The organism is Exiguobacterium sp. s70, assembly GCF_018618315.1.
Taxonomy (GTDB): Bacteria; Bacillota; Bacilli; order Exiguobacteriales; family Exiguobacteriaceae; genus Exiguobacterium; species Exiguobacterium chiriqhucha.
Genome location: NZ_JACSLV010000001.1, coordinates 627,753 through 652,623, shown reverse-complemented (window position 1 = coordinate 652,623; position 24,871 = coordinate 627,753). Strand labels below are relative to the sequence as shown.

General features: G+C 52.6%; 23 protein-coding genes. 16 read left to right on the top strand and 7 right to left on the bottom strand.

Annotated elements, in window-relative coordinates:
* The first annotated feature begins 10 nt into the window (after positions 1-10).
* The 12 genes from KNP84_RS03305 to KNP84_RS03250 all read left to right on the top strand — a co-directional run bounded on the left by KNP84_RS03305 (position 11) and on the right by KNP84_RS03250 (position 12,510).
* A complete protein-coding gene (locus tag KNP84_RS03305) occupies positions 11-1,075 on the top strand; it encodes an EpsG family protein (RefSeq protein ID WP_021066343.1) in 1,065 nt (354 codons plus the stop codon).
* Between the two features lie 15 nt (positions 1,076-1,090).
* On the top strand, positions 1,091-2,632 hold the full coding sequence (locus KNP84_RS03300) for an oligosaccharide flippase family protein (RefSeq protein ID WP_215114231.1): 1,542 nt from the start codon (positions 1,091-1,093) through the stop codon (positions 2,630-2,632).
* Positions 2,633-2,824: 192 nt separating this feature from the next.
* Entirely contained in the window at positions 2,825-3,850 is a 1,026-nt protein-coding gene (locus tag KNP84_RS03295) for a polysaccharide biosynthesis protein (protein WP_214714225.1), read from the top strand.
* A complete protein-coding gene (locus KNP84_RS03290; protein ID WP_215114230.1) occupies positions 3,847-5,031 on the top strand; it encodes a polysaccharide biosynthesis C-terminal domain-containing protein in 1,185 nt (394 codons plus the stop codon). Before KNP84_RS03295 ends, KNP84_RS03290 begins: the two co-directional genes overlap by 4 nt.
* Positions 4,958-6,115, top strand: coding sequence for a non-hydrolyzing UDP-N-acetylglucosamine 2-epimerase (wecB, locus tag KNP84_RS03285; protein ID WP_214714221.1), 1,158 nt, complete (start codon positions 4,958-4,960; stop codon positions 6,113-6,115). Before KNP84_RS03290 ends, wecB begins: the two co-directional genes overlap by 74 nt.
* Positions 6,112-7,242 (top strand): glycosyltransferase family 4 protein, encoded by a 1,131-nt coding sequence (locus tag KNP84_RS03280; RefSeq protein WP_215114229.1) that lies wholly within the window; start codon positions 6,112-6,114, stop codon positions 7,240-7,242. Before wecB ends, KNP84_RS03280 begins: the two co-directional genes overlap by 4 nt.
* Before the next feature lie 12 nt (positions 7,243-7,254).
* The gene (locus KNP84_RS03275; protein ID WP_214803788.1) at positions 7,255-7,971 is read left to right on the top strand and encodes a WbqC family protein; all 717 of its coding nucleotides are present in this window, start codon (positions 7,255-7,257) and stop codon (positions 7,969-7,971) included.
* 10 nt (positions 7,972-7,981) lie between these two features.
* Positions 7,982-9,157, top strand: a complete 1,176-nt coding sequence (locus KNP84_RS03270) for a DegT/DnrJ/EryC1/StrS family aminotransferase (RefSeq protein ID WP_214803787.1) — start codon at positions 7,982-7,984, stop codon at positions 9,155-9,157.
* On the top strand, positions 9,157-10,128 hold the full coding sequence (rfbA, locus tag KNP84_RS03265; protein ID WP_021066351.1) for a glucose-1-phosphate thymidylyltransferase RfbA: 972 nt from the start codon (positions 9,157-9,159) through the stop codon (positions 10,126-10,128). The genes KNP84_RS03270 and rfbA overlap by 1 nt, the downstream gene beginning before the upstream one ends.
* The gene (gene rfbB / locus KNP84_RS03260; RefSeq protein WP_215114228.1) at positions 10,034-11,092 is read left to right on the top strand and encodes a dTDP-glucose 4,6-dehydratase; all 1,059 of its coding nucleotides are present in this window, start codon (positions 10,034-10,036) and stop codon (positions 11,090-11,092) included. Before rfbA ends, rfbB begins: the two co-directional genes overlap by 95 nt.
* A gap of 11 nt (positions 11,093-11,103) precedes the next feature.
* Entirely contained in the window at positions 11,104-11,712 is a 609-nt protein-coding gene (locus KNP84_RS03255) for a sugar transferase (protein ID WP_214803783.1), read from the top strand.
* A gap of 153 nt (positions 11,713-11,865) precedes the next feature.
* The gene (locus tag KNP84_RS03250) at positions 11,866-12,510 is read left to right on the top strand and encodes a thioredoxin domain-containing protein (RefSeq protein WP_215114227.1); all 645 of its coding nucleotides are present in this window, start codon (positions 11,866-11,868) and stop codon (positions 12,508-12,510) included.
* 31 nt (positions 12,511-12,541) lie between these two features.
* Here KNP84_RS03250 and KNP84_RS03245 read toward each other — a convergent pair whose 3' ends face one another.
* The 4 genes from KNP84_RS03245 to KNP84_RS03230 all read right to left on the bottom strand — a co-directional run bounded on the left by KNP84_RS03245 (position 12,542) and on the right by KNP84_RS03230 (position 15,294).
* A complete protein-coding gene (locus tag KNP84_RS03245; protein ID WP_215114226.1) occupies positions 12,542-13,150 on the bottom strand; it encodes a polysaccharide deacetylase family protein in 609 nt (202 codons plus the stop codon).
* An 81-nt stretch (positions 13,151-13,231) separates the two neighbouring features.
* Positions 13,232-13,711 (bottom strand): PgaD family protein, encoded by a 480-nt coding sequence (locus KNP84_RS03240; RefSeq protein ID WP_215114225.1) that lies wholly within the window; start codon positions 13,709-13,711, stop codon positions 13,232-13,234.
* Entirely contained in the window at positions 13,669-14,928 is a 1,260-nt protein-coding gene (pgaC, locus tag KNP84_RS03235; protein ID WP_215114224.1) for a poly-beta-1,6-N-acetyl-D-glucosamine synthase, read from the bottom strand. The genes KNP84_RS03240 and pgaC overlap by 43 nt, the downstream gene beginning before the upstream one ends.
* 120 nt (positions 14,929-15,048) lie before the next feature.
* Positions 15,049-15,294: a hypothetical protein gene (locus KNP84_RS03230; protein ID WP_215114223.1), complete on the bottom strand. Its 246-nt coding sequence runs from the start codon at positions 15,292-15,294 to the stop codon at positions 15,049-15,051.
* Between the two features lie 126 nt (positions 15,295-15,420).
* On the opposite strand from KNP84_RS03230, the gene KNP84_RS03225 reads away from it, so the two are divergent.
* Positions 15,421-16,662: a UDP-glucose dehydrogenase family protein gene (locus KNP84_RS03225; RefSeq protein ID WP_215114222.1), complete on the top strand. Its 1,242-nt coding sequence runs from the start codon at positions 15,421-15,423 to the stop codon at positions 16,660-16,662.
* A 34-nt stretch (positions 16,663-16,696) separates the two neighbouring features.
* Here KNP84_RS03225 and KNP84_RS03220 read toward each other — a convergent pair whose 3' ends face one another.
* Positions 16,697-17,170, bottom strand: a complete 474-nt coding sequence (locus KNP84_RS03220) for a DinB family protein (protein WP_215114221.1) — start codon at positions 17,168-17,170, stop codon at positions 16,697-16,699.
* Positions 17,171-17,278: 108 nt separating this feature from the next.
* On the opposite strand from KNP84_RS03220, the gene KNP84_RS03215 reads away from it, so the two are divergent.
* Both KNP84_RS03215 and KNP84_RS03210 read left to right on the top strand, forming a co-directional pair.
* The gene (locus KNP84_RS03215; protein WP_021066361.1) at positions 17,279-18,007 is read left to right on the top strand and encodes a DUF3784 domain-containing protein; all 729 of its coding nucleotides are present in this window, start codon (positions 17,279-17,281) and stop codon (positions 18,005-18,007) included.
* Positions 18,004-18,270: a hypothetical protein gene (locus tag KNP84_RS03210; RefSeq protein WP_215114220.1), complete on the top strand. Its 267-nt coding sequence runs from the start codon at positions 18,004-18,006 to the stop codon at positions 18,268-18,270. Before KNP84_RS03215 ends, KNP84_RS03210 begins: the two co-directional genes overlap by 4 nt.
* Positions 18,271-18,301: 31 nt before the next feature.
* Here the strand turns inward: KNP84_RS03210 and KNP84_RS03205 are convergent, their stop codons facing one another.
* Positions 18,302-21,010, bottom strand: a complete 2,709-nt coding sequence (locus tag KNP84_RS03205) for an EAL domain-containing protein (protein WP_215114219.1) — start codon at positions 21,008-21,010, stop codon at positions 18,302-18,304.
* A gap of 115 nt (positions 21,011-21,125) precedes the next feature.
* Entirely contained in the window at positions 21,126-22,733 is a 1,608-nt protein-coding gene (locus KNP84_RS03200) for a C40 family peptidase (protein ID WP_251131114.1), read from the bottom strand.
* Positions 22,734-23,013: 280 nt separating this feature from the next.
* Here KNP84_RS03200 and KNP84_RS03195 point away from each other — a divergent pair, with 280 nt between their 5' ends.
* On the top strand, positions 23,014-24,867 hold the full coding sequence (locus tag KNP84_RS03195; RefSeq protein WP_214714192.1) for a sensor domain-containing phosphodiesterase: 1,854 nt from the start codon (positions 23,014-23,016) through the stop codon (positions 24,865-24,867).
* The last annotated feature ends 4 nt before the right edge of the window (positions 24,868-24,871 follow it).

The following is a 24,871-nucleotide window of genomic DNA, read 5'->3' as shown; positions in this document are numbered from 1 at the left end:
AGGAGGTCATATGTGGATCTATTTGATTAATATGTTGCTTCTGATTGCATGGGCGGCGCTCCTCCTGCGTGATGATGGCATCAAGCACGGAAAGTTGCTGTTTGTGACGATTGCGACGTGCCAGTGGATACTTTTATCAGGATTTCGACATTTCAGTGTAGGTGCCGATACGATGCAATACAAATGGATGTTTGATGAGACGAAAGGCATATCGTGGGAACGTCTAGGTGACAATTTTGTCAGCATTCTCTTTGGCGCCGCTGACGGAAGAGATCCAGGTTATTACTTATTGCAAAAAACAATTCAACTGGCGACAGAAAATTATCAGTGGTACCTGTTAACGGTTGCGCTCTTGTTCTTGATTCCGTTTGGGATTTGGATTTATCGAAACTCTAGCGAACCGTTACTCAGTTTTCTAATTTTTTCAACACTGTTTTACGCGTTCTTTGCCATTACTGGTATCCGCCAAACAATTGCGACGGCGATTGCCGTGTTGATCGGCTATTACTTTATTCAAACGAGACGATTTTGGCCATTTCTCGGTGTCGTGTTGCTGGCAGCGACGATTCATCAATCCGCACTCGTCTTCCTTCCGTTTTATTTCTTGGCTACGAAGACGATTACATCACGCTATCTGTTGTTCATGGGTGCGCTGATTCCATTCCTGTTCGTTTTTAGGGTTCCACTCTTCGAATTCTTCCGTACCATTAGCGGTTATGACGAGTATGACTACTATACGGGCGCAGGTACGTTCAATTTCTCCATGATTTTGATTTTAATCACGATTGTCTCGCTTTGGCGTCGTGAACAAATGATTGCGGTCAATCCGAACGTAACTCACTACTTAAATGCGTTACTGTTGGCGCTTTGCTTCCTACCATTAACGTTCATCAACCCTTCGATGATGCGAATTGTCCAGTACTTTTCAATCTTCGTCATGCTACTGATTCCTGAGCTTCTCCGTTCATTCGAGCGGCGAGAACGTTTGCTCGTCTATTACGTTGCCATCACGATGCTGCTGCTCTTATTTGTCCGCAATGAACCGCTTTATATGTTCTTTTGGCAACAAAAATAAGAGGAGGGGAATCTGGTGACGACGAAAGTGGAATTTGATGAACAAAAAAGCTCTCGGCAAATCAAGATTGGCGTGCTTATGTCTTACGTCGCCATCGGATTCAATATCCTGGCGGGTCTGTTTTACACCCCGTGGATGATTGCGGAGATTGGGAAGGCGAACTACGGGCTCTACATGTTGTCGCTGTCGCTCGTCAGCATCTTTGCGATGGATTTCGGGTTAGAGGCGGCGGTGTCGCGGTTCCTGTCAAAATACCACGCCCTCGGGGATACGGAAGGGGCGTCTCGCTTTCTCGGGGTCGCGTTCAAACTTTTCATAGGCATCGCGCTGTTGATTGGGATCGTACTCATTGGTGTGTATATGATGATCGACACGATTTATGCGAGTTTATCTCCTGGTGAGATTGAGACGCTTCAAGTGCTATATATCATGGTTGGCTTTTACATCGTCGTCTTGTTTCCGACCAAACCGTTCAACGGGATTTTTATCGCGAATGAACGATTCGTTGTCCTCAACTGGTTCAACTTGATTGAGAAAGTATCGACGGTCGTCTTGATGGTCGGTGCGCTCCTATTCGGATTTGGCTTGTATGCGCTTGTCTTCGTTAATGCGCTTGTCGGTCTGTCAATTATTATCGGCAAAGGAATCTATCTCATGCGTAAAACAGAGACGGCGATTGATTTTTTGCATAACAGCCGTTCGATGTACCGAGACATCTTCACGTTCTCCTCGTGGACGACCGTGATTGCCATCGCGCAGCGCTTCATTTTAAATATCACACCGACCATCCTCGGAGCTTTGGCGAGCAGTGCCTCCATCGCCTTGTTCTCGATTGGGATGGTGATTGAAGGTTATGTCTGGACCATTTCCTCGGCGATCGGGTCACTGTTCCTGCCGAAAGTCACGCGTATGACTACGTTTAATCGTCAGGCCGAACTCGATAATCTATTAATCCGCGTAGGGCGGATTCAATTATACATCGTCGGCTTGATTATCATCAGCTTTGCGACGATGGGCCGGGAGTTCATCGGACTTTGGGTCGGGCCAGACTTCTTTCCCTCTTATGTAGTGGCATTATTACTCATTCTTCCTGGCATCATCACGTTGACGCAAGAAATTGCCTATACGACATTGATTGCGCTCAATCAAATCAAGTACCGGGCGTTCGCGTCGCTCATTGTCGCGACGGTCAGTGTGATCCTATCGCTGATCTTGTCACCGCAGTATGGTGCAATCGGTGCTGCAAGCGCCATTTTAGTCGGTAACTTGGTCGGCACTGTGATTTTCATGAACATGGTGTATATTCGCATATTAAAATTGAGCATGTGGAGATTCTTCTACGAATGTCATGTGAAGCTTGCGCCGGCCTTGATTTTTCTAGGGATTTCCGGCTTCTTGCTCCAACGATATCTACCTGTCGATTCGCTCATGTACTTCCTCTTTAAAGCTGTTGTGCTCGGTCTCGTCTACTTTATCTTTCTGTGGGTCTTCACGTTTCGGGATAACGAAAAAGAATTATTGCGTGGATTTGTCCGCCATGCAACGAAGGCATCCTGAGCAAGGGTGTCTTTTTTCATGAGATACAAACATTAGACATGTCATCTTTCAAAAAAATGATAAACATTTCTTTCCTATTCTCACAAAGAGTCGGGTAACACGTTAGTATCAACATCATTGCAATGGTTTCCAACTCAACTTTCCCATCACCTTTAGAAGCAACCGACATCATGACAAAGGAGAGGATTTGCAATGTTTAAAGACAAGACGTTATTGATCACTGGAGGAACAGGTTCATTCGGAAACGCCGTCATGCAGCGTTTCCTGAAAACTGATATTAAAGAGATCCGTATCTTTTCACGAGATGAGAAGAAACAGGACGACATGCGCAAACTATATCATGACGACAAACTCAAGTTTTATATCGGTGATGTGCGCGATGTGAATAGTGTGCGCAACGCGATGTACGGTGTCGATTATGTGTTCCACGCGGCGGCGTTGAAACAAGTTCCTTCCTGTGAGTTTTTCCCTCTAGAGGCAGTGAAAACGAACGTGCTTGGAACAGACAACGTCTTGAACGCAGCCATCGAGCAACAAGTTCAAAAAGTCATCTGCCTGTCGACCGATAAGGCGGCCTATCCAATCAATGCGATGGGTATTTCCAAAGCGATGATGGAAAAGGTGTTCGTCGCCAAAGCGAAAGCTGTTGGACCGGACCAGACATTGATTTGCGGTACGCGCTACGGAAACGTCATGGCATCAAGGGGTTCTGTCATCCCGCTATTCGTGGATCAAATCAAACGGGGAGAGCCGTTGACCGTGACAGACCCGTTCATGACACGTTTCTTAATGAGTCTCGAAGACGCGGTCGAACTCGTCGTCTTCGCCTTCAAGCATGCACATGCGGGAGACATCATGGTCCAAAAATCACCTGCGTCTACAATTGGAGTGTTGGCCCAGGCGCTACTTGAACTGTTCCATGCGAACAATCCAATTAAAGTCATCGGCACACGGCATGGTGAGAAGTCATACGAGACGCTGTTGACACGAGAAGAGAATGTCGTCGCAGAAGACATGGGCGGTTTCTACCGCGTTCCAGCTGATACGCGCGACTTAAACTACGATAAATATTTCAACGAAGGTAGCAAGCGTTTGACGGTCGAGGGCGAATACAACTCGGCCAACACGGAACAGTTGAACGTCGAGCAAGTGAAACAGCTGTTATTGACGCTACCCTACATTCAACAAGAACTCGCGAGCTGGGTGAAAGTATCATGAAGATTCTTGTCACCGGAGCAACTGGATTCATCGGTAAAAATCTAGTCGCTGAGCTAACCGCACGAGGTTACGAGGTATTCTCATCCACGCGCAATACGTCAGAAGCCGAATTTCAACGATATTGCCAACATGCCGAGTTCGTCTATCACTTGGCCGGAGTGAACCGATCTGAAGTGGAAACCGACTTTGAGGAAGGGAACATCGGGTTCACGGAACGATTGATTGCATCGTTGGCGTCTTATGAGAATGATGCATCAATCATGTTCGCTTCCTCGATTCAAGCGACGCAAGATAATCCATACGGTCGCAGTAAACTCGCTGCAGAGAACATCTTAAAACAGGAACATGAGAAAACGGGACGCACTATCTATCTGTTCCGTTTCCCAAATTTATTCGGCAAGTGGGGACGACCGAACTATAACAGTGTCGTCGCGACGTTCTGTTATCGGGCCGCTCGCGACTTACCGTTAGAAATCCATGACCCGACACGGACCGTGCAACTGGCGTACATCGATGACGTGCTCGATGCGTTAGTCCACTTACTAGATGCCAATGTAAAAACGCATGCTGTGTTTGAGGAAGACGTTGCGGTCCATCCGCCAATCGAGCTCGGCCGGATTGCCGACCTGTTACAGGTGTTCAAAGAGAGTCGACGGAGCTTGACCGTCCCGCAACTCGATGATGCGTTTACCAAGCAGCTGTACAGTACGTACCTCAGTTACTTACCTGTCGACCGCTTCGCTTATGACTTGAAATTGAATGAAGATGCACGCGGATCGTTCACTGAATTCATACGGACGCCCGACCGAGGGCAAGTGTCCATTAACGTGGCCAAGCCCGGAATCACGAAAGGGAACCACTGGCACCACACGAAAAATGAGAAGTTCCTCGTGGTCAGCGGCGAGGCGTTGATTCGTTTCCGCAAGGTCGGAGAGAGCGAGGTCCATACGTATCACGTCACGGGAGAGATGATGCGTGTGCTCGATATCCCGACCGGCTATACGCACAACATTGAAAACATCGGAACGACCGACTTGGTGACCGTCATGTGGGTGAATGAGGCCTATGATTCGAACAACCCGGACACATACTTTATGGAGGTGCAAGATGAAACGACTCAAAGTGATGACCATCGTCGGGACGCGTCCCGAAATCATACGCCTGTCGGCCGTTATTCATAAACTGGAACACTCTGAGGCCATCGAGCATGTCCTTGTGCATACGGGACAGAATTATGATTATGAATTGAATGAAGTGTTTTTCCAAGATTTCTCCTTGCGAAAACCAGATTACTTCCTCAATTCGGCAACGGGCAGTCCAATCGAGACGATCGGCAACATTCTCATCCAAGTCGATCCAGTCCTCGAGCTTGAACGTCCGGACGCGGTGTTGATTCTCGGAGATACGAACTCTTGTCTCGCGGCAATCGCAGCCAAACGACGGAAAATCCCGATTTTCCATATGGAGGCAGGGAACCGTTGCTTCGATCAACGCGTCCCGGAAGAAATCAATCGGAAGATTGTCGATCATACGGCGGACGTGAATTTAACGTACAGCGATATCGCTCGTGAATATCTTCTCCGCGAAGGGCTTCCGGCAGAACGAATCATCAAGACGGGGAGCCCGATGTTCGAGGTATTGATGTCTAAACGAGAGGCGATTGAAAACTCCGATGTACTCGATCGACTCGAATTGAGCCCTGACAACTACTTCATCGTTTCGGCGCATCGCGAAGAAAATGTTAACTCTGATCAACACTTTCTCGCACTCGTCGACAGTTTAAATGCCATTGCAGCGCAATATGGACTGCCTGTCATCGTCAGCACTCATCCTCGGACGATGAAGCGAATCCATGAACTGAACGTCTCGTTCCATCCGTTGGTTCGACTTCTCAAGCCGTTGGGGTTTGTCGATTACAATCACCTTCAACTGCACGCCAAGGCGGTGCTCAGTGACAGTGGGACGATTAGCGAGGAGTCTTCGATTCTTGGGTTGCGAGGGTTGAATATCCGTGAGACACACGAACGGCCGGAAGCGATGGAAGAAGGGGCCGTGCTGATGGTTGGTCTCGAAACAGAGCGAATCTTACAAGGGTTATCAGTCGTCATGCAACAAGAGCGGCCTCGCATCGTCAGTGATTACAGCATGCCAAACGTCTCTGACAAAGTGGTGCGGATTTTGATTTCGTATACGGACTACGTCCGACGCGAAGTATGGAAAGGTACAACGGATCCACGCCAAACTGTAAAGGAGGGTGAACGATGAAACAAAAACTCGTTTTTATCGGAAACATCGCTTCTCCTTATCAGGTGAAGCTGTGCTACGCCTTGGAAGAGTACTTTAACTCTGAATTTTGGTTTTACGAATATCTAGATCAAAATCGGCCAGACTGGTGGAAAATCCCACTCGGTGATAAATGTCAGGTGTTGAAATATTCGAAGTGGTTTCCGAAGATTGGCTATCTCTCACTCGGCTTGATCCCAGAGTTGATTCGTTTCAAACCAGACGTCATCCTACTCGGCGGGTTCATGGCGGGACATGCTGCCATCGTGAGAATCGCGAAACTGTTCGGCATCAAAACCGTCATTATGAGTGAGCCGCTTCGACCGCTACAAAATGACGACGATCCGTCTGACCGGCTGACGAATCCGCAGGATAATCCATACAAAACGAAGCTGTTGCACTGGATGTTCAAGGACGCTGACCTCTACTTCGGGATGGGGACGGTAGCAGTGGAGCAATTCAAACACCAACTCGGGTTTGACCCTAATAAAGTCGTACATGCGACGTATGCCCAAGACATTGATGCGTACTTCGATCACGGATTGAGACGGAAACAGCAGGGCGATACATTCAAACTATTGTTTGCGAATCGACTCGTCGAACGCTATCAACCACTACTCGTGCTAGAAGCGTATCGGAACTTATCAAAACGCTATTCCCTCGAACTCTATTTGAACAATTCGGGGCAACAGCTCGAGGCGTGTAAAGCCTACATCGCAGAACACGATTTGAAGAACGTCCACTTCTTAGATGAGATTCGGGCGTGGGATGAGATGCCGAAAGTGTATGAACAAGCGGACATTTTGGTACTGCCGGCAACGTATTCGAACGGGAATGGGACTATCATCGAAGCGAGAGCCTCGGGCATGGGGGTCGTCATCAGCGATCAAATCAACAACGTCTCCCATCATTCCGTAGACGGTAAGAATTGCTATATGTGTGGCGTCACGGTCGAATCGATTGAACGAGGGATTGAACAATACCTCGAACATCCGCAGCGTCTCATCGAACATGGCATGTTATCGCGGGAACTCGTCAAGTTCCACCGTAACGATGTCACAGCAAAAGGGTACTATGACACGTTGCGTGCGAAACAGATTATTTCGTAAAGGAGAAATGTCATGAACGTGGCCATTATGCAGCCTTACTTCTTCCCATATATCGGGTACTTCCAATTGATTCATGCGGTTGATACGTTCGTTGTGTATGACGACGTTCATTTCATCAAAAAGGGTTGGATTCATCGCAATCGGATTCTGATTGACGGAAATCCTCATCCGATCACCTTACCCATTCAGAAGATGAGCCAGAATCGTTTGATTTGCGACCATGAGCGTTCGCAACCAGACGAAATCGTTGAACAACAGTTGAAGTTGTTGCGACACGCCTATCACAAAGCCCCTCAATTTGAACACGTCTTCCCGTTACTCGAACGCGTGATTCGTCATCCCGAGCGAAACGTCGGGAAATATTTGGCATACAGCATCGAGGAAGTCGCTCGGTACCTCGGCATTTCAACGACATTCATTCTCTCGTCAGAATTGAACGCTGGGGTTGGATTGAAGGGCCAAGCGAGAATCCTCAATATATGTGAGCATTTGAGGGCGACGCATTACGTGAATGCCATCAACGGAATGGACTTGTACGATACCGAGGTGTTCGAACAGGCGGGAATCGATTTATCATTCATCGAGACCGAGCCAATCATTTACCATCAAGGATCATGTCCGTTTCAAGCGAATCTGTCCATCATCGACGTGATGATGCATTGTCCCAAACAGGAAATCCAGCTCATCCTTGAACGTTACGCACTCGTCTCGAATCGCCAAGTGACCTAGGAGGTGCCTTATGCTACACATCATCGATATCCAATCCGCCGCATTCCCGGTTCGTCCAGTAGTGAACAAGCCTGACCGCAAACCGACAGCTATTCCGATCACCAAATCCGTACTTCCCTCCTTTGAAGAATATACGGATGAGATTCGTGACATATGGGAGTCAGGATGGTTGACGAACAACGGCACCAAACATCAGCAACTTGAACAGGAGCTGATTGAGTATTTGGATGTAGAACACGTGTCACTGTTCACGAACGGGCACTTGGCGCTCGAGACGGCGATTGAAGCACTCGGATTGACAGGTGAGGTCATTACGACGCCTTTTACTTTTGCTTCGACAAGTCATGCACTGATTCGTAAAGGGCTAACACCCGTTTATGGAGATATCCGATCAGATGACTTTACGCTCGATGCTACAAAACTAGAACATCTGATTACACCCAAAACTTCAGCCATCCTTCCTGTCCATGTATACGGAAATGTATGTGATGTTGAGGCCATCGAAGCGATTGCCAAACGACACAACTTGAAAGTGATTTATGACGCGGCCCATACGTTCGGCGTCAAAGTGAACGGACGAGGAATCGGAACGTTCGGAGACGTCTCGATGTTCAGTTTCCACGCCACGAAAGTATTCCATACCATCGAAGGCGGGGCTCTGACATACAATGATCCGGCACTGAAACATCGTTTCGACCAATTGAAAAACTTTGGCATCACCGGACCAGAAACGGTGGAAGTGACGGGCGGGAACGCCAAGATGAACGAGTTCCAAGCAGCGATGGGGCTATGCAACTTGCGTCGTATTGATGAGACGATCGCGCGGCGGAAGCAAGTGCGCGAGCTATATGACGAATTACTCAAGAACATTCCAGGAATTCGGATTCTGACACCTCAAGAAGGTGTCGAGACGAACCATTCGTACTATCCCATCATTTTCACAGCAGAAGAAAATCGACGGGATGAACTGCATGACGCCCTGGCGAAAGAAGGAATCTTCACTCGAAAGTACTTCTATCCGCTCGTAACGGATTATGCGTGGAATCATAATCGTTTCGCGAGCCGTCGCACACCCGTTGCCCGCACGATTGCCGAACGTGTACTGACACTTCCACTTTACCCAGACCTTACTACAGAAGATGTAACCCGGATTTGTGCCACGATTCAAGAAAGGGTGATGAAGTGATGAAAGGGATTATATTAGCGGGTGGGAATGGAACGCGCCTCTATCCGATGACGAAGGCCGTCTCGAAACAACTGTTACCAATCTACGACAAGCCGTTGATTTATTATCCAATGTCCGTGTTGATGCTCGCAGGTATTCGGGAGATTCTGCTCATTTCGACTCCGCAAGACATTGGTGGATACGAGCGATTGTTCGGGGACGGGCATCAACTCGGTATCGACATCTCGTATAAAGTGCAGACCAAGCCGGTCGGACTAGCAGATGCGTTTATTTTAGGAGCTGACTTCATCGGTGACGACTCGGTCTGTCTCATCTTGGGGGATAACGTTTTCTACGGACCGGATTTAACTCGATTCTTGAAACACGCACAATCGAAAAAACAAGGAGCGACCGTCTTTGGCTATCCGGTAAAAGATCCACGGGCGTTTGGAGTCGTTGAATTTGATTCACAAAATCGAGTTGTCTCGATTGAAGAAAAACCGGCTGAACCAAAATCGAACTATGCGGTCCCAGGACTTTACTTTTACGACAATCAAGTCGTGGAGTTCGCCAAACGTGTTGAGCCTTCTGCACGAGGAGAACTCGAAATCACGTCAATCAATAATATGTATCTGGAACGCGGCGAGTTGAACGTCGTTTTGTTCGGCCGCGGAATGGCCTGGCTCGATACCGGCACACCAGAAGGCATGATCAAAGCAGCTGTGTTCGTTCAAACGGTACAAGAACGGCAAGGCTATTACATCGCCTGTCTCGAGGAAATCGCTTGGCGTCGCGGGTTCATCACAAGAGATGAGTTGAAAGATATCGGTTTGACGCTCAAGATGACGGATTATGGACAATATCTCTTATCACTCGTCGAGGAAGGGGAGAGAACGGATGCGAACGATTCTAGTGACTGGCGGAGCCGGGTTCATCGGTTCAAATTTCATAAAACACTTACGGGTAAAACATCCGACGTACCGCATTCTTAACGTCGATGTGCTCACCTATGCAGGGAACTTGGAGAACTTGCGCGAGTTCGAAGCAGATCCGCTTTATCATTTCGAAAAGGTTGATATTCGTGACCGTCAAGCAATTGAACAGTTGTTTCAAGCATATGACGTGGATGAAGTCGTTCACTTCGCTGCAGAATCACATGTCGATCGGAGTATCACCGAGCCCGAGTTGTTTTTGACGACAAACATTCTCGGGACGCAAGTGTTGCTCGACACGGCGATGCGACATTGGAAACGTGAACCTGACAATAAATATGGTCGCGATTATAAAGCGGGCGTCTGTTTCGTCCATGTGTCGACCGACGAAGTATACGGTTCACTCGGAGCGATCGGTTATTTCACTGAAGACTCTCCCATTGCCCCGAACAGTCCATATTCCGCCTCGAAAGCAAGTTCTGACCTGCTCGTTCGAGCCTATTACGAGACGTATGGGTTGCCGGTCAAGACGACGCGATGCAGCAACAACTATGGGCCGTATCAGTTCCCAGAAAAACTCATCCCGCTCATGATTCATAACTGTATGACGAATCTGCCATTGCCGGTCTACGGAGACGGCCAGCAGATTCGGGACTGGCTCCATGTGAGCGATCATTGTGAAGCCATCGATGTCGTTCGAGAACATGGACGCTTCGGAGAAGTTTACAATATCGGCGGTCATAATGAAAAGACGAACTTGGAGCTCGTGCAAATCATCATCAAAGCTTTCGGCCAGTCAGAAGAACTGATTCAATTCGTCAAAGATCGTCCAGGGCACGATCGCCGCTATGCGATCGACGCGACCAAGATGGCCAATGAATTGGGATGGACCCCACGATATCGATTTGAAGACGGAATCGCGGAAACGATTCAGTGGTATGTGGGGCATCCTGAATGGATTGAGCGAATCGTGTCTGGTGCGTATCAAACCTATTACGACTCGATGTATTCTTCGTTCAGATAGGAGGGGTCATCATGTACGAACGTTTGGTGAAACGCCCACAAGATGCAATCCTTGCGACGGTTTCGTTACTCGTTTTAAGCCCTGTTCTTCTGACGATTGCGGGTCTCATCAAGTGGAAACTCGGGGGACCAGTGTTGTTCAAACAGAAACGTCCCGGAAAGGACGGCGTTATCTTCGAGATGCTCAAGTTTCGAACGATGACAGACAAGCGGGATGAGCATGGAAAGTTGTTACCTGACGAGGTACGTTTGACCCCGTTCGGCGAGACGCTCCGGTCACTCAGTCTCGATGAACTGCCGAGCCTGCTCAATATCGTCAAAGGCGACATTGCGATTGTCGGACCGCGCCCGTTGCTCGTCGAATATTTACCGCGTTATAACGAGGAGCAACGCCGACGTCACGATGTCCGTCCCGGACTGACGGGACTCGCCCAAGTGAACGGACGGAACCGGTTGTCCTGGCCCGACCGCTTCGCGCTCGACGTGAAGTACGTTGACAACGTCACGTTCCTCAACGACTGGAAGATCATCCTGCAGACGGTCTGGAAAGTCGTGAAGAAGGAGGGAATCTCGTCGGATACGGCGGCGACGATGGAGGCGTTTATGGGGAATGAAAGATGAAGTGTGTCGTCAAATGAAGCGAGCGGGCATGCGTCCGCTCGTTTTCTTGTGTGTCATTTCTTTTGACGAAATTCACTAGAACGTCACTCGAGTCTGTTGAGCAGACGTGCTATAACTAAATTTGTGAATAATCGAACAAATGGAGGTTTATACATGAAACGGTTTCTGTTCTTATTCGTTGGACTCATCTTGATTCTCACGGCCTGCAGCCAAAGCGAGGCGGTCGACTCGACGAAGGTACATACATACAAGAAGTACGAACTCCCGCTCGATGACAAAGTCGCGCTCGGGGAAGGAGAGCATGAGATCGTGTTCGTCTTCGACTACAGTTGTCCGTGGTGTAAGAAGTGGATGGAAGAAGTACTGCCGGAAATCGAGGAGCACTGGCTTGACTCGGGCGAGGCGACTTTCAAAGGACAGCCGCTCGTCTTGTTGAACGAACAGTCACAATTGCTCGCGAACGTAGATTATAACGTAGAACGGCTCATCCCGGACCGCTACTATGAAGTGCAGCGCACCATCGGACACGATTCGGGGTCGGACGGCTTCGGGACGGAAGCCCATGTCCAAAAAATCGCCTCTGAGTTCAACCTGAATGTGGACGAACTGCTTGAGAACCACGTCGATATCGGCATCCAGAACTCACGGCTGTTCACGCGCGACTTTGGTGTCAAGTACGTGCCGACGGTGTACGTAGACGGCATCCAGCTCGTGGACGCGTTCAGTCTGGTGGAAATGGAACACATCATGGATGGCACCATCGAAGCGGGCGACGAAGTCGAATTGCCAGAAGACTAAAATAACCCCTCGTCACCGACGAGGGGTTATTTTATCTATTCTCGAAATACGGTTTGACGAACAACTCGAACAGTTCGGCGTTGAGCAAGTACCGGTTCGAATAGAACGGGTCGTTGTCCGGCGTGATCGGATTCGGGCTCAAGATGAAAGTCTGTTCGAAGCCGAGGTCTTGCACCGTCTCGATCACGGCGTCGCTCGTGTTGCCGAACGGATAGGCGATCGTCGTGACGCGCGTCCCGAGATTCTTTTCGATGGCGGCGACACTTGTCTCCAAATCTTGTCGGAGCTCATCTTGCATGTCTTCCGGCAAGAACACGGCGCCCCCGTCTTTGACGTAGTGCATGTCATGCGTATGCGTCCCGAAATCAGCGAGTCCGCTCGTCTGCATATCCTTCAGTTCAGTCCATGGGGCGAGATCCAAGTTTTGGAACGCCTCGCCGACGTGACTGGTGATGATGAACAGCGTGGACGGGATTTGCTTGTCTTTCAGCACCGGGAACGCGTTCTCATAGACGGTATGATCGACGTCATCGAACGAGATCCACACACATTTGTTCGGAATCGGCTCCCCGGCGCGATAGCCGAGCAAGTCGTCCTGCGTCGCGAAGTGGACGCCTTCCTCTTGGAGCCACGTCCTCATGTGTCGTCGAGGACACGTCGTACACTTTCCAGACGATGCCACTAATAATCAATAGAACGACCAACTGTTTCATGTAGCGCATCATTTCAACTCTTTCACCGGATTTTCTGTGAACACGATGACTTTGTCACGCTGAAGTCGCTCGATATCTTCCGGTTCCATCAAGTCGAGTTTGAGCCAATCGTCGAGCGTCGTGTCTGTCGGCATCTGCCGGCGGTTGAGCGGGCCGTACTTTCGCTTGTTGTACGTCCGCCAAAGGAAGAGCAGTAGGGCGGCGATGAACGACGAGACGAGCCCGAAATAGAGCAGCTCGCGGATATCGGCGTTCGTCACGTTCAAGGCGGTCTTGAGGATAGCGATATAGCTGTCGTTCACGTCGACGACGGCGCTCAAAAAGAACCATGTGACGATGAACGTGTAGAGCCAGAACACGACCGTGAGCAACAGCTCGATCCCTTTGCGGAACACGTTCTGTTTCGTCTTGACGAGAATCTCTTGTTCGTAATCGTATAACTCACTTACAGGTTGCTTCTCCGTGCCCCCCGGTCTGGTGAACTCCATGTCGCATAGCCTCCTTTCACACGGGCTCTAATCGCTTTCGGCGTCGCCGCAATGACGACAAACGTATTGAGCATCCAGTAGATGACCGGATACCAAGCGGCCCAGACGTAATACTTGAACACTTTATCGTAGCGGGCGTCGTTCCAGAGAGAGATGATCAGCTGGACGTGACTGACGAGGACGAGCGCGAACGAGTTGTACGTGAACCAAATCAACATGTCCTGCCATGTGTCGGCCGTCGCGAACAGATACACCGTGACGATGAGCCAGGCATACGCCCAGAGGACGCTGACGACCTGTTCGATATAGACGGGCCAAATCCGGCGCTGGCGCCAGTCTTTGAAGATGTCGAAGTGACGCAAGACGACTTCCTGTCCGCCTTGCGACCAGCGCACGCGCTGTTTCCAAATGCCAGAGATCGACTCGGGGACGAGCATCCAGCAGAGGGCGCGTGGCTCATAACGTATGTCCCAGAAATTCTTCTGGAGTTTCCACGAGACAGCGATGTCCTCGGTGATCATGTCGCGGTCCCAGAGACCGACCGACAGTAACGCTTTCTTGCGGAACATGACGATGACGCCGGAGACGGTCATGATTTTACCCATGACGCGCTGCGTCCGTTTGATGGAGCCGATAATGGACGAGTATTCGACGAGTTGCATCCGGCTGAGGAGCGTGTCGCGGTTACGGATACGCGGATTGCCGGTGACGGCACCGACGCGCTCACCGCGGTTCAAGAAGTGACGGACGAGGTAATACGGGGCCTCCTCACTCAAAAACGCGTCCGAGTCGACGCAAAGCAAATATTCCGAGCGGGCGGCGTGGGCGGCCATATGTAGCGCGTTCGCCTTGCCTCGGTTCTCATGACAGTCGATGACACGCAAGCGTTCGTACTCGTCGGCGAGTCCGACGAGAATGTCGCCGGTCTTGTCACGGCTGCCATCGTTGACGGCGATAATCTCAAAGTTCGGATAGGTGAGACGGTCCAAATACTCAATCGTCTCGTTAATCGTCTCTTCTTCGTTATAACAAGGAATCAAGATACTGATGAGCGGCCATTCCCGCTCGTTCAAATCGAGTTCTTCCTCTTTCTCACGCGTCAAGCTGAATAAGAGAGCGCCAGCAATCCAAAACAGCGCCATGAAGAACGGATACCAAAACACAAATTGGGCCAGTGGTTCAATCCAAGGTGCGATGTCGAGCCCGTAAAAATTCATAATTGTCTCCCCTTATTTTTCAATAAGATATGGTATGTAAGATACTAGTTGATATAAAATTATTATTTCATATTAATTGGGGAAAATATACATTTAATAAAAAAAGACATTCGACGTGTGTCAAATGTCTTGTTGCTTGTTCAAGTTCGTCCGTCTGTCTTTGCGCCATTTCCAAACGAACAAACCGATCAGCGCGAGGACAGGGGCCGCAACCCAAGGGCGGGCTTCGATGATGGAGACGAGTTCGAAAATCGAGAGCCATCCGCTGATCATGATGAGAATCAGCAGGAAAGTCTTGAGTCCACCTCGAATAGGAAACCAGTAGAACACGAAGAGCGTAATCAAAAAGAAAGCGAGTAATCCCATGCGGTTATTCCTTTCTAGCCTCATTTTGACTCATTATAGCAGAGAATATTCAGAGAGTGTTAGAGCCTTCCCTTGCACGCCGCTTTTCGGTACTGTTAATAGAAGACTATTGAAGGAGGAACTATCGTGAAATTTGGAATCATCGGCCTTGGCTATGTCGGGCTGGCCACCCTGTGTGGGCTAGCAAAAGCGGGGCATGAGGTCATCGGTGTCGAGAAAGACCAACCGAGACTGCTCCGTCTCATGAACGGGGACGTCCCGTTCCACGAACCGGGCATGGCAGACGTGTTACGCGATCATCACGGTTCAATCACATTCACGGACTCGATTGCCGATACAGAAACGGTCGACTACCTCGTCCTCGCTGTCGGGACGCCGAGCAAGCAAGACGGCAGCTGTGACTTGACGTTCGTCGACGCAGCCTTGTCCGAGGTCGAGTCGAAACATAAAATCATCATCCGCAGCACGGTGCCGCCGGGGACGACCGACATGCTGTCGGTCATGTACCCAGCTCATACGTTCGCCGTCGTGCCGGAATTTCTTCAAGAGGGGCGCGCTCTCGCCGACGTGTTGAAACCGCACCGCGTCGTCATCGGCAGTGACAACCTCGAGATGTGTGAGGAACTTGCCGGTATCTACGGACGCCTCGGGGTGCCGATCGTCTGTACATCACCGATTGACGCCGAGTTCATCAAATACGCCTCGAACGCGTTCCTCGCCACAAAAATCAGTTTCATCAACGACTTGGCGCGTCTCGCTGACAAGGCGGGAGCGGACATCACGACGATCGCCGACGGGATGGGGCTCGACCCGCGCATCGGACGTTCATTCTTGAACGCCGGACTCGGCTACGGGGGCTCGTGCTTCCCGAAAGACATGCACGCGCTCTTGAACGTGGCGAACGAGAACGAGGTCGATTTACCGGTCATCCGAGCGGCCATGCACGCGAACGACGCCCAGATGGAGTACGTCGCCTCGAAAGTTGAACCGAAGAGCGATCTCAAAGTCGCCTTGCTTGGCCTCGCCTTCAAACCGGGGACGGACGACATGCGCGACGCGCCTTCAATGACGCTCGCTCAACTGTTGGAGATACGTGGAGTCGAAGTCATCGGTTACGACCCGCTCGCCAAGTGGGACTTCCCCCAAGTGGAGACGGTCGAAGCTGCGCTCGAGGGAGCGGACATCGCCATCCTCGTCACGGAATGGGACGAGCTCGTCGCGTTGAAACCGGAAGCGTTCGACGGGATGCGGACGAAGCGCTTGATCGATGCGCGCAACGCTTGGAAGTATGCACGCGACCCGGGTACCGTCCAGTACGAAGGGGTCGGTCGGATGCAAAACAAGGAGAATACACCGTCATCGATGTGACGAAAAGCGAGACCCCACGGGGCCTCGCTTTTTTTCACGCCTTCATCTGTTCTTTCGTCGGTCCCATGACGCCCGGGACCGTGAGTCCCGCCTGACGGAGGAGCACCGTCATCTGGCCGCGGTGATGCGTCTGATGGTCGATCATCATGCGCAAGACGGCGCCACGCGGCTGTTTCGCACCGTGGACGTCGACTTCTTCGAGTAGGTATTCGTCCGAGAACTGTTCGGCCGCCTGGCTAATCTCGTCGGCATAGCGCGCATACTGGTCGGCGATGGCTGACGCGTCAGCCGGTTGCGTCAAACTCTTCAGCGCCGACAAACGGAAGCCGAGTAAGTTCGTGAAATAGCCGAGCGCGGTCGTCACGTGCCAACCGATCCAGCCGAGCGAGTTGTGGCCCGGGACGATTTCCTGTCCGAGCGCCTCGTCCGTGACGGCGCGGAGCACGTCGAGCGTGCCGGTCGATGATTTGGTCCAATCTTGTAGAAAATCTGCTTTCGTACGATACATCGAATTCCTCCTTGGAACGTTCTACCCTGAGTATACGACGCAGATTCACGATTTTGAAACGTTCGGTCTCGTTTTCACGTAGACTATAGAAGAAAGGGGGACACCTCTATGTGGGGACTCGTGATTGCAGCACTCATTCTATTCTTGCTCGGATTCGCCGTCCATCGCTTGGGATGGCATTTCCTCATCTCGGGATATAACACGATGAAGCGCGAAGACAAGGCGCGCGTCAATATCAAGGCGGTGGCGCGGTTAATCGGTTTCATGTGTTACGGCATCGCAACCATCTTTCTCGTCATCGTCGCCATTGACGTGTCGGGTCTCGACATTCCGCTCGAGCCGTTGTTTCTGCTCATCGTCGCTCTCGTTGTCGTGACGCTTTGGCGCGCCCAAAAGTATGACGGGAATATTTTTGATGAGAACGGTAAGCTTCGTCCTGGAGGCAAGAAGAAACTCATCCCGCTCATCCTCGTCTTGACGCTCATCTTGGGCTTTGTCGGGGGCCTCTTGTTCTGGTTCAGTCAGCCGACCGAGGTGACGCTCACCGATTCGGCGCTCATCATCGAGGGCGGTTACGGCGAGACGGTGCCATATGACGAGATGGAAGCCGTGACGTTGACGTATGAGCCGAGCCTCGCCCGTCGCACGAACGGTGCCGCCGTCGGCTCACGCCTGACCGGACACTTCCGGACGACGAACGGGGAGGACGTGCTCGTCTTCATCGATCGGGACATCGACGTGGTCGTCCGGATCGACTGGAGCGGCAAACCGATTTATCTGAACGTCGAGTCGCACGAGGCGACAGAAGCGTTATATGAGGAGGTACGACAGAAATGACGCAACCTTGGTATACACGGCACATGCCGTTCTTTTTCTTGACGTTCTTGTTCGCACCGCTGACCTTGCTACTCCTCGTCTGGCGCTGGGATCAGTTCGACGGCCACGAGCGGGGGATCAAACTGTTCTTCGCCATCGGGATGACGGCGTTCATCGTGTTCGGGCTGTTGCCGCGCGGGTCGCTGCCGATCATCTTGCCGGTCATCGGACTGTTGATCGCACTGAAGCTCGTCTTTAATATCATCAAACGAAAAACCGGCTGACATGTGTCAACCGGTCGGAGGGGGCGCTCGCTCAGGCGAGGTGCCCTCTTTTTTCGTTCACCCAGGCCTCGAACGTGGTCGCGTCAAGGGCCGGGGCGTAATAATAACCTTGTCCGAGTTCGACACCTTCCGCGATAATCCGCTCGAGGTCCTGTTTCGTCTCGATGCCCTCGGCGAGCGAGGTCAATTTCTGTTCACTCGCGAAGCGAGAGACGGCGCGGAGGAATGACGTGCTGTCCTTCGCTTTGCCGCTGACGTACATGCGGTCGATCTTCACTTCTTGAATCGGCAAGTGCCAAATCGCTTCGAACGAGGCGTAGCCGGTCCCGAAGTCGTCAATCGAGAGGCAATAGCCGAGGTCCGAGATGTCTTCGAGCCGTTCGAGCTCGTTCGTGTGCGACATGATGTCCGCCGACTCGGTCAGTTCGATTTTCAACCGGTCGGGCAGCCAGGGATACGTCGCGATCAAGTCGCGCAGCTTGGTGACGATGGACGGGTCGACCGAATGGGCCGACAAGTTATACGACAACGAGATATCGGCGAACGATGTGTCGCGCCAGGCGACGAGCTGCTCGACGACCAAATCGAGAATCGAGTGCGACAGCCAGAGAATCTGGTCCGAGCGTTCGGCGATACGGATGAACTCGTTCGGTGGCACGTTGCCGATGTCCGGGTGCTGCCAGCGGGCGAGCGCCTCGGCCCCGACGACACGTCCCGTCTTCAGCTCGACTTGCGGCTGATAGGCGACGGTGATATGTCCTTGCTCGATCGCCTCTGGGAGCGCCTGTTCAATCAAGGCGGCCCATTGAAGCTGGGCGAGGATGCTCGCGTCGTACCAGACGAACGGGGTCCGCGTCTCTTTGGCGTGTTGTAACGCCTTCGTCGCCTCGAACAGACAATCGTTAAAGCTCGGCGTCGTATGCGTCGCCCCGATTTGAAGGTGGACGGTCTGGCGTTTCTGGTTGATCAATAGCTCGGTCGGGAACAGCTCCAACAATTCGGTCTCGTCGACGTTGCGAAGCCCTTTCACATACAGCATGAGCGTGTCGTCCCGGTAACGGCCGAACAAGTGGTGCGCGTACTTCTCGAGCCGGTCCTCGACGTGACGGGCGAACTCGGTCATGAGTAGGTCGGCGTACGTCGGATCATACCAGTCAACGAGGTGATGGAAGTCGTTCAGTTTAATCAAGAGGAACGTCCCGTCGATATCCTGTTTCTCCCACGCCCGCAGGAAGCCGTACTCGTTGTAGAGCTCGGTGGCGAGGTCGAATCGTACGAGCCGGTCGACTTTACGCTCGCGTTCGACGCGCTCGGTCTCATCTTCGAGGATGAGGTAATACGTGAGCGTCTCGCCGCGCTTGAGCGGGATGATTTTGACGTTCAAGAAGCGGACGTGTTCACCTTTCAAATGCAGGATGAACTGCGCGCTCGTACCGTTCTCCGTCACCCCGGCGAGCGCCTCGCGCAACAGGCGGCGGCCCGTGTCGGTGAACAACTGGTTGATCTCATACAGGTTCCGTTCACCGAAGAACTGGCGGAACACATCGTTTCGTTCGATGAAGTTGTACGTGTCGTCGATCAAGGCGATGGCGAGTCCTGTCTCGGAGAACAAGGACGACCAGCGCTCGTGATACCGGAGCAGGTCGTTCGATTTCGTCTCGAGCGTGTGTACCGTCGAATGGACACTGGCGGCAATCTCGCGGAGTTCGTCCTCGATGCCACGGAAGTCGTGGCTCGGCGGGAACGAATCTTCGACCGGTTCCGTGCTCGGGTCGATGGCGAGGGCGCGTGCCTTCAAATGGCTCAAGTCGTGGGCGTACATCTTGCGTGTGGAGCATAGGGCGAACAAGAGCGCACCTGACAAGAGGAGCGTGATGAGCAGGACGGCGATGGCGAGTGTGCCGTAACGGTCACGCTCGGTCATGAGCGTGTCGTCAGCCGCCGAGCGTACCGCTTGTAGCGCGGTGTGCGAATCCTCATAGAAGCTCGTCCCGTTGACGTAACGGGCCTCGAGCGTCGAATTGGCAGCCGTCACCCGACCGAGGGCGAGCGCGCTCTCAATCAAGTCGTCGACCGATTTCGTCCCGAGAGACGGGTCGGTCGCGACGATGTCCTCAATCAGACGGGCCTCGTTCGCAATTGTCGAGACCTCGAACTCGAGCTGGTCTTGATCCGGTGTCTCGGCGAGCAGGTTCGTGACACCTTCGACGAACGCCATCTGCATGCGCATGATGGCATCGGTCAATTCATAGGCCGTGTTCTCTTGGGCGGTCCGTTCGAGCCCTTGATAAAGCCAGCGCCGGTTGATCGACTCGATGACGTCGAACGGCACGGCTTGGAAGCGGCTCGAGCCATCCTCGTTCAATGTATCTTCAAGTTCTTCCGAGAAGCGAAGCAACGCCTCCCGTTCGCGCTCGTCGACCCCGGTCTCGAAGTCGTCGAGCAGTTGAAGATTGTATTGGAGCGCCCGTTCACGGTACGGGGCCGACAGTAACGCCGTCGGTTGCTCTGAGTTCGTCTCGTAGAGCTTGGCCGCGTGATGCAAGACGAGATACGACTCGACGCCGGCCAAGTCGGAGGCGTGGTTCAAGTCGCGCACCGTCTCGTCGACGGCGACGTGTTTTTCTTTCCAGTAATAGCTCAGGCCGAGCCCGAACAACAATACGCCGATGAGACAAGCGACGGCGAGGGCCATCGTGTAAATCCGGTACGGAATTTTAGCGAATCGATTGCTTCCCATCGGACACCTCCTTCTTTCTCTTCCCATTCTATCTCTCGTGTTCGAGTCTTTCGAGGGAAATCCTGCCCCACGAAAAAAAACCCGACAAAGGTCGGGTCTTTCAATGCGCCGAAGGTCACGGTCGCTTGTAACCGATGACGCGTGATTTCCAGTATGGCTCTTTACTGATCGTGTTATAACCGAGTCCGTACGTCCCGGCGTGGATGAACGTGTCCGCGTTAATCATGATCCCCATGTGTGACGGGCCGGCCGTGTACGTGTTCTCGAAGAAGACGAGGTCGCCCGCTTTTGGGACGAACGTCTTGCTGAGCTGTGTTCCGAAATAAGACCCGGACCAGTACGTGGCGACGTTCGTGCGTGGGACGCTGTAGCCTGCCTGGTTGAAGGCATAATAGATGAGTCCAGAGCAGTCAAACCCACCGTTGGCCGGGTTCGAGGATGCCCAGATGTATGGGGTGCCGACGTATTTCTTGGCGACGGCGATGGCGGCGATCCCTGCCTCTGACGTGCCTGGAGCAGGACTTACTGCAGAGCCTTTCGGCACCGCTTTGACGTAAGACGCCGAAACGAAACCGGTCGTGTTCCCGATATAGATTTGATGCCAACCGTTCGACGTCTGGACGATTCGGAGCGTCTGTCCGGCCGTGACGCGACCGATGATGGCCGAGTTCGTCGAGGCCGACGTGCGGACGTTGAGCGATGGTGTATTCACGACATAGTCGAACGAAGCGTTGCCTGCACCGCCGTCTCCGGCGTTCGGTGTGACCGGCGCACTCGGTGCTGTCGTCGTCTGTTTCAAGTAACCGGTGCTGACGTAACCGCTCTTGCCGTTATACGTGACGTATACCCACGTGCCGCTCTGCTTCGTCGCTTTGACGGTCGTGCCGTTCGGGATGCTCGTGACGAGGGCGTAGCCGATGCCCGGGCCTTGACGGACGTTCAAGTTGGCGGTCGTGGTGTACGACTGGTTGATGCTCTGCTCTTGTGGAGCGGCCGGTTTTGTCGGCGTGCTCGGTGTAGTCGGTTTGACGGATGAGTTCGTCAAGTACCCGTTATGTACCCAACCCGTCTTCCCGCCGTAGCTGACTTTCGTCCAGGCGCCGCTCGTTTGAATCGGTTTGAGCGCTTGGCCTTTCGGAATCGTGACGAGTACGTCGTGCCACGTACCTGCGGCGACGCGCATATTCAAGTCTGCCGTCGTGACGGTGGCGTCGCTTGATGGTGCTGGGGCAGCAGGTTTGATTGGAGTCGGTGTGCTCGGTGTAGCTGGTTTGACAGATGAGGCCGTCAAATACCCGTTATGTACCCAACCCGTCTTCCCGCCATAGCTGACTTTCGTCCAGGCACCGCTCGTTTGAATCGGTGTGAGTGCTTGGCCTTTCGGGATCGTGACGAGTACGTCGTGCCACGTGCCTGCGGCGAGACGCATGTTCAACGCGGCCGTCGTGACAGTGCCCGTGCCTGATGTGGCAGTAGGTTTCACTGTGGTCGGGGCGCTCCCGTTCAATTTAAGCGTCTGCCCGATGGCGAGACGGTCTGAATTCAAGTTGTTGAAAGCTTTTAAATTGGCGAGTGACACGTTGTGCTGTTGGCTGATCGACCAGAGCGTGTCACCGGCACGGACGACGTGTGAGCTGGCTGCTGCGACTTCGTCGGCCTGGGCGATGATGCTTACGGCGGCGATGGCTGCGAATGAGTACATGAGGCCGGACTTAGGGGACATTGGGTCACTTCCTTCTCTAATGAGTGCTTTTGACAATTATCGACAGGTAAAGCAATACATGTTTATTGTAGGGTTTACACAAACGGCAAGCAATGGTGGAAATGGCTCAATCAGTGGATTCCGTTAAAAATGAGGTCAATATTTTCGGACACGGATGAGGCGGGAGTACTAAAGAAACAGGGGAATCGAAAATTGACTTTCTGTTGAATTTTGGAAACCTATCCATAGTTCTTTTCGTGCTATCATGAATGCAAAACGTTTGAATGAGAGTAGGGGACTTATGAACGAGGGGAACTTTTCAACACAATCATATCGCAAACATCAAGAGAAACTGTTCGAACTCGTCCGAATGCCAGAGGTGACGGAGGCTGCGGTACGGCAAGCGCTCTTATATATGTGCGAGGTCGTCTCCGATATGCTCGACGTCGACACGGTCTCGATTTGGCATTTCGACGAGACGTATGCCTCGATCAGTTGCCAAGTCGCCTATTCGAAAGAGACGGGACCGAGCGAACCGGTGTTGACGGTCATGCGTGGGGACGCACCTGTCTATTTCGACGCGTTGCGGACGAACCGGGTGCTCCCGTTCGAAGACGTCCGGACCCACGAGTGGGTGAAGGATTTATACCAGCAGCACTTTGTAGAAGGACAACGGATTTATTCGATGCTCGATGCCCCGATCTATGCGAACAATCGGGCAAAAGGGGTCATCTGTTGCGAGACGTTCGCCCCACGGCAATGGACGTTCATCGAGGAGCTGATCGTCAGCACGCTGTCCGACTTTATCGCCATCCTCTATCTCCGGCTCGACCGCCGCGAGATCGATGAACACATCACGAAGCTCGCCTATACGGATGAACAGACCGGGCTCATGAACTTGAACGGGTTCATCGAGCGGGTGGACGCGCTCCGCGAACAGGCACCGCACCAGCTCGGCTCATTGATTTATCTCCGGGCGGACGAGTTCCGTTCCGTCGAGACGGCAATCGGCATCCAGCGCGCGGACGACATCGTCATCGAACTGTCGGAACGCCTCCAACAAGTCGTCGATGCGTCGCTCTTGGCGCGCGTCTCTCAATCTGGCTTTCTACTGTGGACGCCTTACGGCGACCGCATCAAAGTGAAGGCGCTCGCCGATTTGATTTGTGAGACGGTGACGAGCGAGCCGTTCGCGGTCGGAGAGCTCGACGTCGTCTTGACGATGAGCGCCTTCATCTCGATCGAGGACAAGTCACGCTCGACGCTCGAGATGATGGACACGACCCGAATCACGGCCAATGATCGCCACGTGCAGCGCGGGGGGATCGCCTTCTACGAGGAAGAGATGGGTGAGAAGGCGACGGCCCGTCTGACACTCGAGATGAATTTGCGAAAAGGGCTCGCCTTGAACGAGTTCACGCTCTATTACCAACCGAAGATTGAAGCGGCGACTGGCAAGTTAAAAGGATTCGAAGGGCTGATGCGCTGGATCCATCCGAAACAAGGATTGATTCCACCGCTCGACTTCATCCCGCTCGCCGAATCGACCGGCGTCATCATCGCGCTCGAAGAATGGGCGCTCGAGGCCGCGTGCCGCCAGTTGAAGACGTGGCACGACGAGGGCCGGATGTATCAGCTCGCCTTGAACTTGTCGGCCCGTCATTTCCTATCGGACGGGGTCGTCGAAAAGTTGGGCCATATCGTCAAGGAGATGGGCGTCTGCCCGAACTACTTGACGTTCGAGATCACCGAGAGCGTCGGGATGGAGAATCAGCAGCACGTCATCGAGCGGTTCGTCGCGTTCCGGGAACAAGGCTTCTCGATTTCAATCGACGACTTCGGGACCGGCTTCTCGGCGTTCGTCTATTTGAAGCACTATCCGATTCATGAGATTAAAATCGACCGGCAGTTCATCCAAGTGACGGACAACGATCCGACCGGCAACGTCATCGTCCAGTCGATTATTGAGCTCGCCCGGGGGCTCGGGTTGAAGACGGTGTGCGAAGGGATCGAGACGACGGACCAGCGCGACACGCTCCGGTCGCTCGGCTGTGATGAGATGCAAGGCTACTTGTTCTCGCGTCCGCTCCCGATTGATGAGCTCGAGACGTGGATTGAGGACTATGACACGACGAAAAAGGATTCGCTCCGCTGAGCGA

Bases quoted from the DNA above. Each gene is read 5' to 3' on its own strand.
- KNP84_RS03220 (WP_215114221.1), bottom strand. From the start codon at position 17,170: ATGTATCGTACGAAAGCAGATTTTCTACAAGATTGGACCAAATCATCG.
- rfbB (WP_215114228.1), top strand. From the start codon at position 10,034: ATGCGAACGATTCTAGTGACTGGCGGAGCCGGGTTCATCGGTTCAAAT.
- KNP84_RS03245 (WP_215114226.1), bottom strand. From the start codon at position 13,150: ATGAGGACGTGGCTCCAAGAGGAAGGCGTCCACTTCGCGACGCAGGAC.
- rfbA (WP_021066351.1), top strand. From the start codon at position 9,157: ATGAAAGGGATTATATTAGCGGGTGGGAATGGAACGCGCCTCTATCCG.
- wecB (WP_214714221.1), top strand. From the start codon at position 4,958: ATGAAACGACTCAAAGTGATGACCATCGTCGGGACGCGTCCCGAAATC.
- KNP84_RS03255 (WP_214803783.1), top strand. From the start codon at position 11,104: ATGTACGAACGTTTGGTGAAACGCCCACAAGATGCAATCCTTGCGACG.
- KNP84_RS03205 (WP_215114219.1), bottom strand. From the start codon at position 21,010: ATGGGAAGCAATCGATTCGCTAAAATTCCGTACCGGATTTACACGATG.
- KNP84_RS03280 (WP_215114229.1), top strand. From the start codon at position 6,112: ATGAAACAAAAACTCGTTTTTATCGGAAACATCGCTTCTCCTTATCAG.
- KNP84_RS03275 (WP_214803788.1), top strand. From the start codon at position 7,255: ATGAACGTGGCCATTATGCAGCCTTACTTCTTCCCATATATCGGGTAC.
- KNP84_RS03230 (WP_215114223.1), bottom strand. From the start codon at position 15,294: ATGGGATTACTCGCTTTCTTTTTGATTACGCTCTTCGTGTTCTACTGG.
- KNP84_RS03195 (WP_214714192.1), top strand. From the start codon at position 23,014: ATGAACGAGGGGAACTTTTCAACACAATCATATCGCAAACATCAAGAG.
- KNP84_RS03305 (WP_021066343.1), top strand. From the start codon at position 11: ATGTGGATCTATTTGATTAATATGTTGCTTCTGATTGCATGGGCGGCG.
- KNP84_RS03200 (WP_251131114.1), bottom strand. From the start codon at position 22,733: ATGTCCCCTAAGTCCGGCCTCATGTACTCATTCGCAGCCATCGCCGCC.
- KNP84_RS03210 (WP_215114220.1), top strand. From the start codon at position 18,004: ATGACGCAACCTTGGTATACACGGCACATGCCGTTCTTTTTCTTGACG.
- KNP84_RS03270 (WP_214803787.1), top strand. From the start codon at position 7,982: ATGCTACACATCATCGATATCCAATCCGCCGCATTCCCGGTTCGTCCA.
- pgaC (WP_215114224.1), bottom strand. From the start codon at position 14,928: ATGAATTTTTACGGGCTCGACATCGCACCTTGGATTGAACCACTGGCC.
- KNP84_RS03250 (WP_215114227.1), top strand. From the start codon at position 11,866: ATGAAACGGTTTCTGTTCTTATTCGTTGGACTCATCTTGATTCTCACG.
- KNP84_RS03290 (WP_215114230.1), top strand. From the start codon at position 3,847: ATGAAGATTCTTGTCACCGGAGCAACTGGATTCATCGGTAAAAATCTA.
- KNP84_RS03295 (WP_214714225.1), top strand. From the start codon at position 2,825: ATGTTTAAAGACAAGACGTTATTGATCACTGGAGGAACAGGTTCATTC.
- KNP84_RS03215 (WP_021066361.1), top strand. From the start codon at position 17,279: ATGTGGGGACTCGTGATTGCAGCACTCATTCTATTCTTGCTCGGATTC.
- KNP84_RS03240 (WP_215114225.1), bottom strand. From the start codon at position 13,711: ATGGAGTTCACCAGACCGGGGGGCACGGAGAAGCAACCTGTAAGTGAG.